General features: G+C 58.4%; 12 protein-coding genes and 2 pseudogenes. 5 read left to right on the top strand and 9 right to left on the bottom strand.

Annotation, left to right across the window (positions count from 1 at the left end; all coding sequences use genetic code 11):
• Positions 1–556: 556 nt before the first annotated feature.
• The 4 genes from LRS56_11765 to LRS56_11780 are packed head-to-tail and all read right to left on the bottom strand — an operon-like array spanning position 557 to position 4,329.
• Positions 557–1,636: a polyamine ABC transporter substrate-binding protein gene (locus tag LRS56_11765; GenBank protein ID WDU65067.1), complete on the bottom strand. Its 1,080-nt coding sequence runs from the start codon at positions 1,634–1,636 to the stop codon at positions 557–559.
• Positions 1,637–1,696: 60 nt separating this feature from the next.
• Positions 1,697–2,038, bottom strand: coding sequence for a cupin domain-containing protein (locus LRS56_11770; GenBank protein ID WDU65068.1), 342 nt, complete (start codon positions 2,036–2,038; stop codon positions 1,697–1,699).
• Between the two features lie 26 nt (positions 2,039–2,064).
• Positions 2,065–3,471 carry an FAD-binding oxidoreductase gene (locus LRS56_11775; protein WDU65069.1) on the bottom strand — a complete coding sequence of 469 codons (1,407 nt, stop codon included), beginning with the start codon at positions 3,469–3,471 and terminating at the stop codon, positions 2,065–2,067.
• A 48-nt stretch (positions 3,472–3,519) separates the two neighbouring features.
• Positions 3,520–4,329 carry a helix-turn-helix domain-containing protein gene (locus tag LRS56_11780; GenBank protein WDU65070.1) on the bottom strand — a complete coding sequence of 270 codons (810 nt, stop codon included), beginning with the start codon at positions 4,327–4,329 and terminating at the stop codon, positions 3,520–3,522.
• Between the two features lie 256 nt (positions 4,330–4,585).
• On the opposite strand from LRS56_11780, the gene LRS56_11785 reads away from it, so the two are divergent.
• On the top strand, positions 4,586–4,858 hold the full coding sequence (locus LRS56_11785; GenBank protein WDU65071.1) for a DUF1652 domain-containing protein: 273 nt from the start codon (positions 4,586–4,588) through the stop codon (positions 4,856–4,858).
• A gap of 139 nt (positions 4,859–4,997) precedes the next feature.
• Here the strand turns inward: LRS56_11785 and LRS56_11790 are convergent, their stop codons facing one another.
• Complete coding sequence (locus tag LRS56_11790; GenBank protein WDU65072.1) at positions 4,998–7,445, bottom strand: UvrD-helicase domain-containing protein; 2,448 nt, start codon at positions 7,443–7,445, stop codon at positions 4,998–5,000.
• 219 nt (positions 7,446–7,664) lie between these two features.
• On the opposite strand from LRS56_11790, the pseudogene LRS56_11795 reads away from it, so the two are divergent.
• A pseudogene (locus tag LRS56_11795) lies at positions 7,665–8,359 on the top strand (pirin family protein).
• Positions 8,360–8,432: 73 nt separating this feature from the next.
• On the opposite strand, the gene pgm reads toward LRS56_11795, so the two are convergent.
• From pgm to LRS56_11815, 4 genes and pseudogenes are all read right to left on the bottom strand, one after another.
• Positions 8,433–10,076: a phosphoglucomutase (alpha-D-glucose-1,6-bisphosphate-dependent) gene (gene pgm, locus LRS56_11800; GenBank protein ID WDU65073.1), complete on the bottom strand. Its 1,644-nt coding sequence runs from the start codon at positions 10,074–10,076 to the stop codon at positions 8,433–8,435.
• Positions 10,077–10,180: 104 nt separating this feature from the next.
• Positions 10,181–11,587: a PLP-dependent aminotransferase family protein gene (locus tag LRS56_11805; GenBank protein WDU65074.1), complete on the bottom strand. Its 1,407-nt coding sequence runs from the start codon at positions 11,585–11,587 to the stop codon at positions 10,181–10,183.
• Positions 11,584–13,007: pseudogene (locus tag LRS56_11810) on the bottom strand (hypothetical protein). The gene LRS56_11805 and the pseudogene LRS56_11810 overlap by 4 nt, the downstream one beginning before the upstream one ends.
• Positions 13,008–13,690: 683 nt before the next feature.
• Positions 13,691–14,713 (bottom strand): zinc-dependent alcohol dehydrogenase family protein, encoded by a 1,023-nt coding sequence (locus LRS56_11815; GenBank protein WDU65075.1) that lies wholly within the window; start codon positions 14,711–14,713, stop codon positions 13,691–13,693.
• Positions 14,714–14,960: 247 nt separating this feature from the next.
• Here LRS56_11815 and LRS56_11820 point away from each other — a divergent pair, with 247 nt between their 5' ends.
• The 3 genes from LRS56_11820 to LRS56_11830 all read left to right on the top strand — a co-directional run bounded on the left by LRS56_11820 (position 14,961) and on the right by LRS56_11830 (position 18,077).
• On the top strand, positions 14,961–15,875 hold the full coding sequence (locus LRS56_11820; GenBank protein WDU65076.1) for a LysR substrate-binding domain-containing protein: 915 nt from the start codon (positions 14,961–14,963) through the stop codon (positions 15,873–15,875).
• A gap of 624 nt (positions 15,876–16,499) precedes the next feature.
• On the top strand, positions 16,500–17,204 hold the full coding sequence (locus tag LRS56_11825; protein ID WDU65077.1) for a hypothetical protein: 705 nt from the start codon (positions 16,500–16,502) through the stop codon (positions 17,202–17,204).
• Positions 17,205–17,267: 63 nt separating this feature from the next.
• Positions 17,268–18,077, top strand: coding sequence for an EAL domain-containing protein (locus LRS56_11830; GenBank protein WDU65078.1), 810 nt, complete (start codon positions 17,268–17,270; stop codon positions 18,075–18,077).
• Position 18,078: the final 1 nt, after the last annotated feature.

Genomic DNA, 18,078 nt, shown 5'->3' on the forward strand with positions numbered 1-18,078 from the left:
CCTCTTTTGGAGGCGTAAGGAAACTGACACAACTTGAAATCTTTCGTCTACCTCTATTTCCTGGCAAAAAAAAGCCGCGCAAACAACTTAAAAATTTGCGAGGCCGTATCTATTGGGCGCACTTGGTTTTGTCCGACAAAAGACAGCGCCAGTTATTTAAATATTAAATAGCGGTAAAGCCGCTTAAGTTGCGAGTGGGCGCGTTATAAATGGATCCAATATATTGGCAGGGTGTCATTGGCAACATTAAACAGCCACTACCTTAACTAATTACTTATGGCTGGCCCCTATTACCGGGACAATAGCCCGCAAGGCCCAATTATGGGTACGGACTAATCTGGTAAGTGGGCTTTTGTGGCGAGCGGGCTTGCCCGCGTTGGGCTGCGCAGCTGCCCCAAGACCTGAAGCCACGGATGACCAGATACACCGCATTGCCTTGAGAGGGGGCCGCTTCGCGCCCCAACGCGGGCAAGCCCGCTCGCCACACAAGCTTGCTCGCGACATGAGTCAGCGTCCCAGATGAACCGGCCGCACCGCACAAAGCCCTCGCGCTAACTCAGCGACCGGTGCGAATGGTGTTCCATACCCGGGTGCGGATCCGGTCGATATTCAGCGGCATCGCTTCCAGTGCGAACAACTTGCCCATCATTTCCGGGCTCGGGTACACCTTGGTGTCGGCCTTGATCGCCGGGTCTACCAGGCTGTCGGCCGCCTGGTTGCCGTTGGCGTAGTGCACGTAGTTGGTGATGCTGGCCATCACTTCCGGGCGCAACAGGTAGTTCATGAACGCATAGCCGGCGTTTTCGTCAGGCGCATCGGCGGGCATGGCGACCATGTCGAACCAGATGGCGGCGCCTTCCTTGGGAATGTTGTAGCCGATGTTCACACCGTTTTTAGCTTCCTTGGCACGGCTTTCGGCCTGCAGGATGTCGCCGGAGAAGCCGACGGCCACGCAGATGTCGCCATTGGCCAGGTCGGCGGTGTATTTCGAGGAATGGAAGTACGCCACGTAAGGCCGCACTTTCATCAGCAAGTCTTCGGCTTTTTTATAGTCCTCGGCCTTCTTGCTGTGGTGCGGCAAACCCAGGTAATTCAGCGCGGCAGGCAACAGTTCCGGACCATTATCGAGGATCGCCACCCCGCACTTCTGCAATTTGGCCATGTTTTCGGGCTTGAAGATCAGGTCCCAGGAATCCACCGGCGCGTTATCGCCCAGTACGGCTTTGACCTTGTCGATGTTATAGCCGATGCCGGTGCTGCCCCACAGGTAAGGGAAACCATGCGCATTGCCCGGGTCGTTGTTTTCCAGGGCCTTGAGCAGCACGGGGTTGAGGTTTTTCCAGTTGGGCAACTGGCTCTTGTCGAGTTTTTTAAGGGCGCCGCCCTGGATCTGCCGCGCCATGAAATGGTTGGACGGGAACACCACGTCATACCCCGATTTACCGGTCATCAACTTGCCGTCGAGGGTTTCGTTGCTGTCGTACACGTCGTAGGTAAAACCGATGCCGGTTTCTTTCTGGAAGTTCTTCGTGGTGTCCGGCGCAATGTAGTCCGACCAATTGTAGATTTTCACCGTCTCGGCGGCCTGGCTGATAGAGGCCACCAACATCAAGGGCAACAGGGCAATGGCTTTCATGGTTCGATTTCCTGGCGGTTTTAGGGCTGTTTTTATGGCAGGCGATCAAGGATCAAAGCGTTACAGAATCAATACGTAGGTCTTGCGCACGGTTTCCTGGATATCCCAGATGCCGGTGCTGTTGGCCGGCAACATCAGTGCATCGCCGGCTTCTATGTGAACCACTTCACCGCTGTCGGGGGTGAAGGTGCAGCGGCCCTGGACAAAGTGGCAAAACTCCTGGGATTTGATCTGCCGACGCCAGCGGCCCGGGGTGCATTCCCAGATGCCGGTTTCGACGCCGTCGTTGCGCTCAACGCTCAAGGTCGAGGCCACGGCGACGGGCTCGCCCAAAGGCACGGCGACCGGTGAGGAGTCCGGCAGGTGGGCATTCAGGGTGTCTTTGAATTGAGTGATGCTCATGGGGTTTCCCGTGTGAGTGAAACGACTTAGTGCATGAAACCTTCCATGAACCCGGCCACCCCAGTCGCCAGCTTGCGGCGCCAGGGCGCGCTGTTGGGGTTGGCCAGCACCTGGTCTTCATGGACAAAACTGCGAATGATCGCGTTGTACCCCAGCCAGCGGCAGGGTTCGGGCTCCCAGGCTTTGAGCGCATCCAGGCCACGCTCGCGGAGCACCCAGGGTTGCTCAACCAGCGGGGTGTCGCGGCCCAGGATCAGGTCGGCCAGGGTCCGGCCTCCCAGGTTCGTGGCGCCGACGCCCTCCCCGCCGTAGCCGCCGGACAGAGCGATCCCGGTGTTGTGGTCACACAGCATGTGCGGTCGGAAATTTCTCGACATGCCCAGGTTACCGCCCCAGGAATGGGTAATCCGTACGTTTTTAAGCTGTGGGAAAAGTTCACCGAACAGATAGCGACGCAGTTCCACTTCGCTGTCGGTCAAATCGAAGTTGTGCCGCAGCTTGCCGGCAAACTGATAGCCGCCACGGGCACCGAACACCAACCGGTTATCTGCCGAGCGCTGCCCATAGGTGACTTGGCGACTGCTTTCACCAAAAGCCTGGCCCTGGCTCAAGCCGATTTCATCCCAGGTGCTGGCGGGCAACGGTTCGGTGGCGACAATCAAGCTTTGCACCGGCAACTGATAACGCCCCAGCGGCGGCAATGTGTTGGCATACCCCTCGACCGCCGGCACCACCCAAGCCGCCCTTACGCTGGCCTGGGCGGTGCGCAGGCTGCCGGACTGCCAGTGCGTGACCGGGCTGTTTTCATAGATGCTCACGCCCATGCTTTCCACCACCCGCGCCAGGCCGCGCACCAATTTGGCAGGGTTGATGGTCGCGACATGCGGGGCGAAAATCCCGCCATACGGCTTGGCGATGCGGATTTGCTCGGCCAGCTGTTGCGGGCCGAGCCAGCGGTAGTCGGCTTCAGTCAGGCCCTGGGCGTAGAGCTTGTCCAGATAGCGACGCAGGCTGGCTTCCTGCTCCGGGTAACGCGCCGCACAGTACAGGGCACCGCCTTTGCGGTAGTCGCAGTCGACGCCTTCACGGGCCAACACTTGGGCCACTTCGTCGGGGATGGCATGCAACAGGTCAAACGAGGCGCGGCGTTGTTCGGGGGCTAGGCCGGCGAGTAAACGGTCTTCGCCCAGCAGGTTGCCCATCAGCCAGCCGCCGTTACGGCCCGAGGCGCCAAAGCCGGCGGTTTGCGCTTCGATAATCGCGATTTTCAGCTCGGGGGCCTGGCGTTTCAGGTAATAGGCGGTCCACAGGCCGGTGTAGCCGGCGCCGATAATGGCCACGTTGACGTCCAGGTCATGCGCAAGCGCCGGCCGCGCCTGCAGCGGGTCGTCCAACTGGTCCATCCATAAACTGATATTGCGCCATGCCGGCATGCCAGGTTCCCCTACCTCGTTTCGGTAAGGCGATCCTAGAGCGCGGTGTCAGGGGCTGTCTTGCGCGCGTGCACGCAGGGAAATTTGTTTGACGTAAGCCTTGGGCGACTGGCCCGTGTGCTGGCGGAATGCGCTGTAGAACGCCGACAGCGAGTTGAAACCGGCGGCAAAGGCCAGGTCATCGACCTTGATCGGCGGCACGGCGTGGTTCAGGGCCGCCAGCAAATGCTGGAGCCGCGCCTGATTGACGTAACGGTAGAAGCTTTGCCCCAGCACCTGGTTCAGCAAGTAGGACATCTGATTGCGGCTATAGCCACACTCCCGCGAGACGCGCTGCAGGTCCAGTTCCGGGTCCAGATACGGCTGCTTGAGCTCGAAGTATTGCTGCAGATCATTGGCCATATGCCCCAATTGCTGGGGCGAGAGGCCCAGCCGACTGACCGTGGGGCGCAGTGCCTGGGCAGGTTGTTCGTGCACCAGCGAGGCATACTCGTTGACCCGCCAGATCAGCCCGTCGCGCACGGTGATCGCCTCGCTGGTGCGAAACGACACCAGGCCCTGGCTGCCGCGCAATGTGATGCGGTACTGGATAAACGCCGTGTCGCCATCGGCGCGGATGCGGTCGGTGTGCTCAATCGCCTCGTCGGCCTCACGCGGCATGCTGGCTTGCAGGTACTCACGCAACTCGGCGTGACCGATGACACGGTTCTGGAAAAAGTCGTGGTATTGGATGTCCGGGTGGTAGTAGGACATTACCCCTTCAAGATCTCGATGGCGCCAGCACAGGTGATGGCGCAACACCAGCTCGCCCGTGGCGTGGGAATGCTGGTTATCGTCGTCCGGGGCGATGTCGGGCATGGAAGGCTCTGCGGCGAATAAACCTCGGAGATTGCCGAATTTTACCGGCGCATTCAATGGCTGATTGGCGCTTCTGACTAATGGCCTTTTGCCTGGTTTTGCGCGGAACATGACCCACATCAAGTGAATGAAAAACAACCGCCGAACGGGGCGAAAAAAGTCCCCTTGGGCTTGCGAACGAATGCTATTTTGAAACTTCGACGCCACGACCATTGAAGGTTATGGCTCCCCTGCCGCGAGCTAAAGGAAGCGCTCAATGAACAAGGTGGGCAAGATGAACAAAGTGACATTCCCCAACGCCTGCCAGCTGATGCGCTGGCATTTTCATCCGATGGGTTTCGAGGCAAGCATGGACGCGCCCGGCAGCATGATCGCCCGCCTGTTCGACCGGGCCAGCGGCGAGACGCTGATCGCGATAGCCGGCATCCCCTGCGCCACGGTGATGAATGCCGCCGATGTGGAGCGGATTATCGAAGCGGTGGAGGATGAGCTGGAATCCTTTGTACCCCCGCTGTCGTTGCGGGCCTGATTTACCGGTTTTTTCAGACACTCACTATCTACTGTGGGCGCGGGCTTGCCCGCGAAGACGGCATATCAGTCGACATCTATGGTGGCTGAACCACCGCCTTCGCGGGCAAGCCCGCTCCCACATTGCTTATCGGCAGTGTTCAGGAGCGCCGATCGTCAAAAAACGCTTTCTTCCCATCGACCCGCTGTGACGCCTTCGGCACATTCACCGCTGCGCCTTCCGGTTTTTCCACATACCAATAGCAGTGGCTCACCGCCCGGGTAATGCCGACATACGCCAGGCGCAACACTTCGTCTTTTTGCGCCGTGTCATAGGGCTCGCTGTCGCCATCCTTGCCTAAGCCGGCCATGCGATAGACCTGGTTCTTGTAGGGCGAGCTAGTCACGTGCTGGCAATCCCCAAGCAGAAACACGGCGTCTGCCTGCAGGCCCTTGGCACTGTGATAGGTCAGTTGTCTCAACCTGCGTGATTGAGGTGGCAAGCTAGAATCCACATTAACTACGGATTGAATATGCTCTTGTATCAATAGTTTATCGCTGCTTTTTCGATACAACATCAAGATCGATTCGCCCTTCTGGTAATGCTCCAGCAGTTGCCGACCGAGCGCGGCATCGTCCCGCTCCAGCACCACAACCGGCACCAACGTTTTGGGGGTGCCGCTGGCCTTGGCTTTTTTCCCGGGAATTGCCGGGGCCGCACGTACGATATGTTCAGCGGCATCGACGATGTGCTGATGGCTGCGGTAATTCTCTGCCAGCATCACGCGGGTGGTGCTCGGGGATGGGAACTCCTGGTTAAAGTCCATGAAGAACTTCGGCGAACTGCCGCGCCAGCCATAGATCGACTGCCAGTCATCCCCCACACACAACAGCGAAGAACGCTGCGCGCCACGCCCTACGTGCATCGCCGGGCCACGGCTGCGAATTTCACGCAAGCTGGCGCGAATCCACGAGACGATCTGCGGCGAAACGTCTTGAAATTCGTCGATCATCAAATGCGACATCGGCCGCAGCAGCGGATCACTCAGCAACTTGAGGTTTTCCGGGGTGTTCTCACCGAACAGCGAGAACATCCGGTTGTAAGTCATGACCGGCGGCGATTGATCCAGCAGGTGATCTTCCAGGGCTTTCCAGAAGATGCTCAGGGCCTCGAAGAACAGCCGGTCCGGGTCGTCCTTGGCGAAACTCATCTGGCCGACGGCAGTAGGCACGTCCAGGCCGAGGTTTTCGATAAACCCGGCCGCCATCACAAAACTGTCCAGCAACGGCGCCGAGGCAAGTTCGCCTTTGACCTTGTAATCAAACCCCGGCCCGGCGCTGGCATCACCGGCCAAACTGCTTAAAAGGCGCGTTGATGAATCATAACTATCAAGCCAAATCAGAGGCTTACGACAGAAAGCTTGAAACAGCGTGCGCTTGACCGCCCACTCTGCACGCACCGACAGTTTCGAGTTCGGCCGGCTGATCTGTGGGTTTTCCCGCGCATCGAAGCCCAGCACGACCCAGGCGTCCAGCTCCGGGATGTAACCGTGACAATGAAATTGCGCGCCATTGATTTCGAAGGTCTGGCGGCTCGGCTCAATGCCTTTGATCGGCCAGGCGCCGGCGCGAAACCACAGGTCTTCGAGCACATCGCACAGTTCTTCATCGCGCTTGGCGGCCAGTTCGGTCACCGCCACGCGTTTCTGTACGTCCGGGTGATCACGCTCCAGCTCCCTCAGCTGCAGGCCCTGGCGTGCCAGCGGCGCAATCAGCTCGCGGAACCGCGCATGGCGGCCATGCAGCCGGTGATAGCAGGCGTTCATCTGTTGGCGCTGGGCGTCGCTGATGCGCAGATCGAAGGGGTTGCTGTCCGCTTCCTCAAAACCGGCGCTGAGGTTCTCGAAAGCCTGCAACCGCTCAAACCCCGGCAAGCTGCGTACCATCGGCAGGATGCGCGAGTGAAAGGTCCGCACGACGGCCTGAGCCTCTTTGAGACCAAGGGGTTGGCCCCACAACCCAAGAATTTCCATGAGCTTGTTGACGAAGTCTTTGCGCGACTCGCGGGTAAAGGTCACCACGGTCATCGAACTCAGCTCGAAGCCCAGGTAATGGGTGAGCAGCAAAATGCGCAGTACCAGCGAGGTGGATTTGCCGGCGCCGGCACCTGCAATCACCGAAGTCGAAGGCGTGTCGCTGAAAATCATCTTCCATTGCGCCGCGCTGGGCTGGGCATGGGCCGGAAGCAAGCGGGCCAAATCCGCCTTGATGCGCTTTTTGATATCGGCCGTCAGCGGCAGGCGCCAATCATCGAACAGGCTGTCGTCCACGCCTGGCGCTTGGTGCTCATCCGGGCGAAAGTCACGAATCAGCAGGACTTGCCGGCCTTCTTCAAGGCCGTCTGCCTTGCCCTCGCGATAGCCATACTCCACCCCCGCTTCGTGGCCACTACGGAAACCGTCCGCCTGCCCATGCAGCCAGGAAAACCGGTGCTGAGCGCGCAAGCGGGTCAGGCCATGGCCGAACAAGCGAGCGGCCAGGCGCTTGAACAGGGGCATTTCGGCAATAGGTCGCAGTTCGGGGGGCAAATCAGGCTTGTGTTGCGGCACGCGGACTCCTGCGATGAGGTTGGTTTTGACAAGAGCGCCATGGTCGCCGGAATCGGCGTTCAGTTCCAGCCAATTGCTTTGCGGTCATACAGTTAGGCGATGAAATGAAAGTCAAAACGCCAGCAATCAATCGAGTTAACCGATAGGAATCAGGCATTTTTTACGCTTTTTATCGATCATGGCCTGTCGGATCATAGGCGCCATCAACAGGAGACGATCATGCTTGAACTTCGACCTTTCAACTCCTGGGCGGCGCCCACCACGGCTGGCTTGACGCCCATCACCATTTTTCATTTGCCGAATACCACGACCCCAAGCGCATGCACTGGGGCAACCTGCGGGTCTGGAACGACGACATCATCGCTCCCGGCACCGGCTTCCCGCAGCACTCACACCGCGACATGGAGATCATCACGTATGTGCGTGAAGGCGCTATCAGCCATGCGGACAACCTGGGCAACAAAGGCCGTACCGAGGCTGGCGATGTGCAGGTGATGAGCGCTGGCACCGGGATCGCCCACAGCGAATACAACCTGGAGGCCACGCCGACCAAGATTTTCCAGATCTGGATTATCCCGAATGAAGCTGGCCTGCCGCCTTCCTGGGGCGCCAAGCCGTTCCCGAAAGGCGATCGCGAAGGCTTTGTAACTCTAGCCAGCGGCAAAGCCGGTGACAGCGAAAGCCTGCGCATTCGTGCCGATGCACGCTTGGTGGCGGCCAACCTTAAGGCCGGGGAGACTGCCGAATACCGCCTGGACCAGGGCCGTCGGGCGTATCTGGTGCCGGCGACCGGTGTGGTTGAAGTCAACGGCTTGCGTGCACAGGCTCGGGACGGTGTCGCGGTGGAGGCTGAGCAGGTGTTGCGCGTCACCGCAATTGAAGACAGCGAGATCGTGCTGGTCGACCTCGCCTGAGCTCAAGCCTGACCAAAAACAACGGTGGCAGGTGGCAAGCCCCCTGCCACCGTTGTTTACAGCAGGTTGTCAGTTACTGGGCAATCGCGCCGTCAACCAACACCTGGGCCTCTTCCACCAGTTGTTTGAGGTGATCTTCGCCAATAAAACTCTCGGCGTAGATCTTGTAGATGTCTTCGGTGCCCGATGGCCGTGCGGCAAACCAGCCGTTTTCGGTCATGACTTTCAAACCGCCAATCGCCTGATTATTGCCTGGCGCATGGCTGAGGATCTGCTGAATGCTTTCCCCGGCCAGCTGTGTAGAAGTGACTTGGTCCGGCGACAGCTTGCCCAGCAAGGCTTTTTGCGCCGGGGTGGCCTTGGCGTCGACACGGATCGCGAACGGCTCGCCCAGGGCGTCGGTCAGCCCACGGTAGATCTGGCTTGGGTCCTGGCCTTTGCGCGAGGTCATTTCCGCGGCCAGCAGTGCGGGGATCAGGCCGTCTTTGTCGGTACTCCACACGCTACCGTCCTTGCGCAGGAACGACGCGCCGGCGCTTTCTTCACCGCCAAAGCCCAACGAGCCTTCGAACAGACCATCGGCGAACCACTTGAAGCCCACCGGCACCTCGTACAGGCGACGGCCGATGCGTGCGGCCACGCGGTCGATCAGACCACTGCTGACCACGGTCTTGCCCACGGCGGCGTCGGCGCGCCAGTCGGGACGGTTCTGAAACAGATAATCGATGGACACCGCGAGGTAATTGTTCGGCGCCAACAAGCCGCCGGACGGGGTCACGATGCCGTGGCGGTCGTGGTCCGGGTCGCAGGCGAATGCCACGTCAAACCGTTCCTTGAGGCCGATCAAGCCTTGCATGGCGTAGCTGGAGGACGGGTCCATGCGGATCTGCCCGTCCCAGTCGACGCTCATGAAGCGGAACGTGGAATCAACCTCGGTGTTCACCACGTCCAGGTTGAGGCGATAGTGCTCGGCAATCGCCGACCAGTAGCGCACCCCTGCTCCGCCCAGCGGGTCCACACCCAGGCGCAGGTCGGCACTGCGGATGGCGTCCATGTCGATCACATTGACCAGGTCGGCCACATAACTGTTGAGGTAGTCATGGCGATGGGTGGTGTCGGCCTTGAGTGCCTGGGCGTGGGTGATGCGCTTGACCCCGGCCAGTTTATTGGCCAGCAACTCGTTGGCCTTGGCTTCGATCCATTTGGTGACGTGGGTATCGGCCGGGCCGCCATTGGGCGGGTTGTATTTATAACCACCGCTTTGCGGCGGGTTGTGCGACGGCGTAATCACAATGCCGTCGGCCAGGCCGCTGGTGCGGCCACGGTTGTAACAGATAATGGCGTGAGAAATCGCCGGGGTTGGCGTGTATTCATCGCCCTCGGCCAGCATCACGTGCACACCGTTGGCGGCCAGTACTTCCAGGGCACTGGCACCGGCCGGCGTCGACAGCGCGTGGGTATCCAGGCCGACGAACAGCGGGCCGTCAATACCCTGGGCTTCGCGATACAGGCAGATGGCCTGGCTGATGGCGAGCACGTGCCATTCGTTGAAACTTAGCTCGAACGAGCTGCCACGGTGCCCGGAGGTACCGAAGGCCACGCGCTGGGTGGAGATTGCTGCATCAGGCTGGCCGGTGTAATAGGCCGTGACCAGTCGCGGGATATCCACCAGCAACTGGGCTGGCGCCGGCTTGCCCGCAAAAGGACTGATTGTCATGCATAAACCTCGGAAAGAAGGATTCGGAAAGAAGGCAGTTTACTGAGAGTTGGACTGCTGCGCGACGGTATCGATCCTACAGCATCAAGAGAAACTTCTCGCAATCAGCCAATCTGAGCCTGGCGCAATGCCTCGCTTAACGCCATCAGGGCTGTATTCAAGTTGGGCTGCCCGTGAAAGGTATGACTCAAGCGCAGGTGCTGGTGATGTAAACCACTGATGCTGAACAACTCACCGGGGGCCATCACCACATGCTGGGCAAGCAGGCGTTGGAACACTTGGCGCATGTCCACAGGCCGCGTGGAGCCTAGCCAGAACGTGGCCCCGGCGTTTGGCGGCTGATAGATGACTTGATCCCCCAGGTGCTGGCCCAGGCGCAGGCTCATTTCCTCGGTCTGCTCGCGCAGTAACCGGCGCAGTGCACCTAAGTGCTGGTCAATACGCCCACTTTGATACAGACGCGCAATGGCGCGCTGGCGGATTGACGACAGGCGAAACGAACGCAGCAGAAACTGGCGCTGTAATTCACTGCCCATGCACCGCGACAGCACATAACCATAGGGCGCTTCCGAGCCGAGCACCTTCTCGAACGAGGAAAACACGATCAGCCGTTCCGGGTTCACCAGCGCCCGCAACGGCGCTTGCGGCGCCTGGAAGCTCAGTTCGCCAAAGGTGTCGTTCTCCAGCAACCAACAGCCATGGCGATCCAACAGTTGCGCCACTTCCAGGCGATCTTCGGCAGGCAGCGCCACCCCCGAAGGCAGGCTGACCACCGACGACAGCACCACCAGCTGTACCGACTCATTGCGCAACAGTTGATCAAAGGTCGCCCGGTCCAGCCGCCCCTCCGGCGTCCAGGGCAACTCAATGATCTGCACCCCGGCATCTTGCAGCAGCCGCAGGATCAGCCAGTCGCAGGGCGACTCGACAATCACGGTGGTGCCCCTCAGGCCCAGCACTTCGATCAGGATGTCCAGCACACCGCGCAGGTCGGCACCGATATAGACGTCGTCGGCATGCCAGCAGCGTGTGGGCGACGAGGTGTAGCGCGCCGCCAACACCGCACGCAGCTCCCACACGCCGCACGGCTGGGCCCAAGGTTGCAAATGGCGCGGGTAATGGCGCACCAGCTCCCGCTCCAGCCGCAACAGGGCCGCATCCAGGGAAGCCAGCAGCGCGGGCTCATCGCCACTGAGCACGACCATGCCGGGCCGGCGGGCGGCTGCGTAGAGGCGATCGAGCAAATCGCCACCGCCCGTGTTTGAAGGGTTTGTCGACATCGGCAGTGCGTAATAGCCCGACTTGGCCACCGAATACACCCGGCCCTCCTTCTCCAATAACGAATAGGCGTACTGGATCGTCGAAATCGACACATTCAGGCGCCCGGCCAATTGCCGCAGGGAGGGCAACTTGACCCGGGCATCGGTGCCGACTTCGTTGATCAAGCTGATCATGTAGCGATACACCGCCTGGTACGCGAAATCCGCCTGCCGCTCGCCGCGCAGCATCATCGGCCGGACAATTGAAAGGCCTGCGCAGTGCTGCTGGCGGTTGCACGGGTATTGCGCACTGTGCCCTTGCCACCGACCAGCGGCCGTTTACGGTACAAGTGCTGCAACAAAGGCATGGGCAAACCGCTAGCGTCGACGACCCACTGCTGCAACATTTCGGCGGACAGTTTGCCCTGTAACACCTTATGCAATTCGGGCAATGCCACTAGCATGCCCGGGTGGCATTGGCGCAAATAACTTTCCAGCCGTTCGCCGTGATGAATGAACGGCGAGAACAGCAGGCACGTCAGTTGGGTTTCATCCAGACCAAAGAACTGATTGGCGTAGGCGCTCGACGCCATACGCCCCTCAGCCGTACTTGCCTCGGCCAGCACCGCCTCGGACAAATACAGGCGGCGCATATACGGCAGCGCCTGCTGGATAAAGCCCTCTACGCCCTCTTCATAGTCCAGCTCTCGCAGGCATTGAGCCTGCAGCCCACGCAAATGGGCCATCAGCAACGGCATGGAAAACGCTGGATGGCTGAAATGAAAGCCCAACGGGTCGGGCGCATAGGCCATGAACTCGCCGAGTAACGGCGACGCTGCCAGGTCTATGTCGTCCAGCAGGTCCGCAATGCCGATGTAAGCCAGGTGACGATGGCCGGCGCTGCTGGGGTTGTCATGCGCCACATAGTGCTCGCCGAACACGTCGCGGTAGTACCCGCTGCTCCACTCTTCCATGCGTGCGAACAAACCGTTTAGCGAGAGCGGCCAGGTTTTGGGGATCGGCACGCCGGCCCCTGGGCAGTTTTCTTGAGCCAGGCGAGCAAGTGGCTTTGTTTGCGCGGGGAATCGCCGCTGACCAGCGCGTGGACACCGCCATGCCAGGTACTGACACGCTGGTAGAAATCCCCCAGGGCCAGGTAAGTGTCACTGCACAGCGTTGCACGGCAGTCCCCGGAAGTCAGATGCCCGACCATCAGCCTGTTGCGCTGGCTGATTTCTCGGCCGACGGCCGAGACCGGCCGCAGGTGATTGAAGGGCTGCACTTCCTGGTTTTCCACCATCAGCAACTCCACCCGGGGATCGTCGTGGAGAAACAAGCGGCTGTAACCGCGGTTGAGGGTCTCCAACTGCCCCTCGGACATCCCGGAGTGCCGCAAGGTGGCGACCCGCAAGTGAAAGGTTCGCGGGGCTCGACCGGCAATGGACAATTGCGCAGCGCGCAGCAACGCCAGGGTGTAACTGCTGACTTCGCCGCCACCATGGGCCATCAGCACCTTGTAGTCACCCACCTGCTCCATACCGCCCGCCGACACAACGATACGTTGTATCAACAGTTGAAGTGCCGTGCGTTCAGCGCGATTAAAGTGTCCAACCAAACGTTGCAGAACTTGCTGGTAAACATAATTCATAGCCTGTTCGTGAATAGTGCTCATCGTTCTACTACCTGAGTTGAAATATCAGTTTCGAGCAACTGCCAATCGTAATTGCCCGACTTATTACGCGTGTGGGAAGTTCGTGCGCCGTTACGTGCGCCGATGACCAGAGACTAGCACTGCGTAACAAAACGACACGGGTGCCTGCAGGACACGGCCTACGCCAAAATGCCCGTATTTACTGGGTAATAATGGGGCAAGGCGATAGCCTTAGGACCGTTCCGACAAGCTCCTACACGTCTTTAACCAACAATTTAGAGAAGTGTCCGACAAATAACCCCAAGTAACTTTCCCATTTGCAGACTAGGACCTTGCGTGCAAGTGCCTGTTTCCTGGCACAACACGGCGGCGATCGGATTAGTTCGAATAACGCGCGACAGTTCAATCATTGCTCAATCCTTGAGATGAAAGTGAAGGCGCAATTATCGGGGCTGGAATAATGATTAATAGATACAGACGCTGGCCGGAAAGCAGTGCAGATGCGCAAAAGGCGATCAATGAGGAGCGCATATACGACGACGCCGCGCTGGAATTCAGGGCGGCGTCCGGAAGTAAAGGCAGGAATCAGGGGCTAAAGCGCCAGGTGTGGCGCTTGTGGTGTGCGAGGGTTCAGCCCTGTCAAATGGCGCATTTGCCCCATGCGCCAAGGGTCAGGAATATCCGTTTGAGAATATTCCTACGTCTTAAACAGCTTCAACCTGCAATGCAACGCGCTCGCGGCACGGGCATTCATCCATATAACGGTGTGCTTCTACAAACTGACTGAACGGAAACACCGTGGTTTTCAGCGGTACCAGCACGCGGTCGGCGGTGAGCTGGTTGATATCGCGCAAGGCACGCTGCAACGCCACCTGATCCTGGATGATGCCCAGCTCAGGCTTGCCGGTGAAGTTACCGATGCAGTGCACAAAGAACTGAATGTTCTTCTGAAACGCCGCACACGCCGGGAATGGGGTCTGGTTCCCGCCCTGCAGGCCATACAGCACCAGGCTGCCACGCGGCGCCAGCACATCACCGAGCAACGACATCTGCGGGCCACCCAAGCCATCGAACACCACGTCTACGCCGCGGCCGTCGGTGAACTTGTTGATTTGCATCAGCAGGTCCTGTTCTTCGGTGACAATCACCTTTTCTGCACCGAGCGACAGCAGGTATTCGCGCTCTTCGGCGTCCTTGGTGGCGGCAATTACCCGCACACCCAGCGCCTTGCCCAGTTGCACAAACGAAGGGCCCGCGCAGTGGCTGGCGTCGGTCACCAGGGCAAACTGCCCGGGTTTGACCCGCGCCAGGTCCACATACGCAAAGTAGGCGATCAGCAGCGGCGTATAATGCACGCTGGCCTCGATGGGGCTCAAGACGTCCGGGTAACGGGTCAGGGCCGAACGGGGCAGAACGATTTGTTCGCCATACACCGGGTAATCATTGGGGCTCTCGGCCGGAAAACTGGCGACTTTATCGCCCACTGCCAAGTCATCCACGCCGTCGCCCACGGCGACCACTACCCCGGCCATCTCATGGCCAAGGCCGGACGGCAGGCGTGCGTGGGAAGACGCCAGGTTCTGGCGCCATAGAATGTCATACCAGCTGATGCCAATCGCCTCGACACGCACCTGCACTTCGCCCGGTGCGGGCTGCGCGGCTACATGCTCTTCGCACTTGAGCACCTCGGCCGGACCAAACTTGTGAAAACGGATCGTGCGGGACATCGCAAACCTCGTCAAAGTAACCTCTAATGCCATGAACTCTATCTGGGCTTTCCGGGTAAGACCACCGGTCGCCATTAATAGTCGACATGTCTGTCATTGATTCCGCAACCGAGGAATAGACCTCAAGTATCGTAGGAAAACTCAATTAGCCGGTGCAGAGTACCAGCCTTTCCCCGTAAGATTCATGCCGGTCATTGTTTACATGTGGCCGCTCTCGTCAAGCTTGCAGACTCTTCCAGGACACAAGATGAACCGTAACGACCTGCGTCGTGTCGACCTTAACCTCTTGATCGTATTCGAAACCTTGATGCATGAGCGCAGTGTGACCCGCGCCGCCGAGAAATTGTTCCTTGGCCAGCCGGCCATCAGCGCCGCATTGTCGCGCTTGCGTGGGCTGTTTGATGATCCGTTGTTTGTGCGCACCGGGCGCAGCATGGAGCCATCGGCGCGAGCGGTTGAAATCTTCGCCCTGCTCTCCCCGGCCCTGGACTCGATTTCCACCGCCGTCAGCCGCGCCGCCGAGTTCGACCCGGCCACCAGCACCGCAGTGTTCCGTATCGGCCTGTCCGACGACGTCGAATTCGCCCTGCTGCCACAATTGCTAAAGCGCCTGCGCGCCGAAGCCCCCGGCATCGTGCTGGTGGTGCGACGCGTCAACTACATTCTGATGCCCGGCCTGCTGGCCTCCGGCGAAATTTCCATCGGCGTCAGCTACACCGCTGACCTGCCGGCCAACGCCAAGCGCAAAGTACTGCGCCGCAGCCTGCCCAAACTGCTGCGCGCCGACAGCGTACCGGGCTCCCTGAGCCTGGACGACTTCTGCGCCCGCCCCCACGCGCTGGTGTCATTTGCCGGCGACTTGAGCGGTTTTATTGACGAAGAGCTGGAAAAACTTGATCGCAAACGCCATGTAGTACTGGCTGTGCCACAGTTCAACGGGCTGGGTACGCTGCTGTCAGGCACCGATATCGTCGCGATCGTACCGGACTACGCCGCCGAAGCACTGACCGCAGCCGGTGGTTTGCGCGCAGAAGAGCCACCGCTACCGGTGCGCAGCTTCGAACTGCACATGGCGTGGCGGGGTTCGCAGGACAACGATCCGGGTGAGCGCTGGTTGCGGTCGCGGATACAGATGTTTTTTGGGGATCCTGAGAGTCTTTAGACGTCGTCAGGTAGGCTGTTCGCCTGATCCCTTCTACCTGTTTATGGACCACAGAGGCCCATATACCTCCAGAAGATCGCCACGCCTGGTGGCATAGCAAATGGTGTGTTTTCAACCGATTGAAAGCATGCCCTCAGCATGGGATCAACAGTCCCCTCCGCAAAAAATACCCGTTGTTCTCACCAAAACCGACGAGTGAAGGTAGACCGACGAGGCGCTCTACTCCGCCCACGTGCGTATGCAATCGACTGATAGCTCCTGCCCAATTTCAAATTGCATGGGTACTGGCGTTCATCCCGACTCAGGAGCGTAATTTATCGCCCGCACTGGCGTCAGGCGTGAAGTCATTACAACAGACGGGCGATTCAGTGTTAGCCGCTTGCGATTATAACGGTGGTTTAACGTGACCTGCCTGATGCCTATCGGATTCCCAACCGAGCCTAGCTGTGTTGGCCGTGCGCTTACTGGATAAATACGTTGAATGAATATCAGGGATCACAGCCTGAATAAACCCGGATTTTTCCGGGTTCATCTCAATCAGGCCGACGCGATAATAATCAAAGTATATATTCGGCCGTGCGCAACAGCACCCGTTAACAACACCTAGCAACAGGCACTTAACTTATGAAGCTCAAGCCCAAAATATCAAGTTTGCTGCTGGGAATATTACTTCCCGCCACCTCAAGCGCAAACATCACGATTTATCCAATGTCACTTAAAATAACACCAAGTACGACAAGCAAAAATAAATTTAAAATCTATTCGAAGTCAGACCAGTTACAACGCGTGACCGTGTCGGTGAGGAAAATCATCAATCCTGCCACCGCAGATGAAGACGAAATTCCGGCGCCCGCTACCGATACACAATCTCTGATCGCATCCCCGCAAAGCGTCTTATTGCCGGCAGGCGGCGAGCAAACCATAACACTTCGAACAATCTCCACTCCCGAAAAAGAAGCGCTGTATCGGGTTTTTGTAAAACCTGCGCCTGCCGACCCTTCGGCGAACGAAGAGGAGCAGAATGCGTCAGTCACGAGCTTGACGAGGGGTGTGTTGGTTTACAGTCTTCCTCAAGACCCCACCAGTAATTTAACCCTAGACCTAAAAAGTGCCCGGGTAGAAAACACCGGAAATATTCATGTCTGGATAAAAGATATCGCCACGTGTTCCGACCACTCTGAAGACCACTGCAAAAAAACATACATCGGCACAAGCGTTTTTCCTGGTTCTTCGTTACCGGTTCCAACGTCAATTCTTCCGGTGAAAGGCATCGTTGTTAATTACCAGACGCATGACACGGACATGAAATCCCGCCGCTGGGATTTTTGAATCACGTGGTCCGCCGCGCTGACCAAAAAGTATTTACTAAGATAATTGCAAAGGTTTTATGAAATGTTTTTAGCTCACATAAGCCGACCCGATACATTTACAAGCCAAGAAATTCAATCAGCGATACAGCGAAATGAATTCAGAGCGTATTACCAGCCGCAAGTTGAACTCACCAGTTATGAGGTCTCGGGGCTAGAGGTACTGGCGCGCTGGCACCACCCGCGCCTCGGATTAATGGCGCCGCATACATTCCTCCCCTCGATAATGACATCGGGACTCTTCAATGAGCTGAGCTATTCACTGATCAAGCAAGCACTGGACACACAAAATACGTTGTTCAGCCAAGGCTTTGACTTGCCTATTTCAATTAATCTTGAACCCAGTCAACTGGGCGACACCTGCTTTATCAATACGCTGATTGCGCAAGTCCATCAAGGGTCCGTCAATCGTCGCCCACTGACTATTGAAATTACAGAAAGCCGAGATGAAAACTTGCAATCCCCCAAGTATTCAAAAAACATAGCGGCGATTAAAGACGTCGGGTGGAGCGTGGCGATCGACGACTTTGGAACAGGCTACTCATCTTTCGAGCGCATCTGTCAGCTCAAATGCTCGGAATTAAAGATTGATCAATCATTCGTCCGTAACATGATGGTCGACGATAACTACAGCAAGGCGATCAAGTATATTGTAGCCCTGGCCTGCGACATGGGCTTGAAATCAGTTGCTGAAGGAGTTGAAACACCTCAGCAACTCATTCAGCTGCAAAATATAGGATGCGAACATGGCCAGGGCTATTTGTTCAGTGCCCCGCTTTCATCGGAAAAGATCAAGGCTTGGTGTGTGCGCTGGAGTGGAGCAGCGCTGCTCTGAT

The sequence above is a fragment of the Pseudomonas poae genome (assembly GCA_028869255.1).
GTDB lineage: Bacteria > Pseudomonadota > Gammaproteobacteria > Pseudomonadales > Pseudomonadaceae > Aquipseudomonas > Aquipseudomonas poae_C.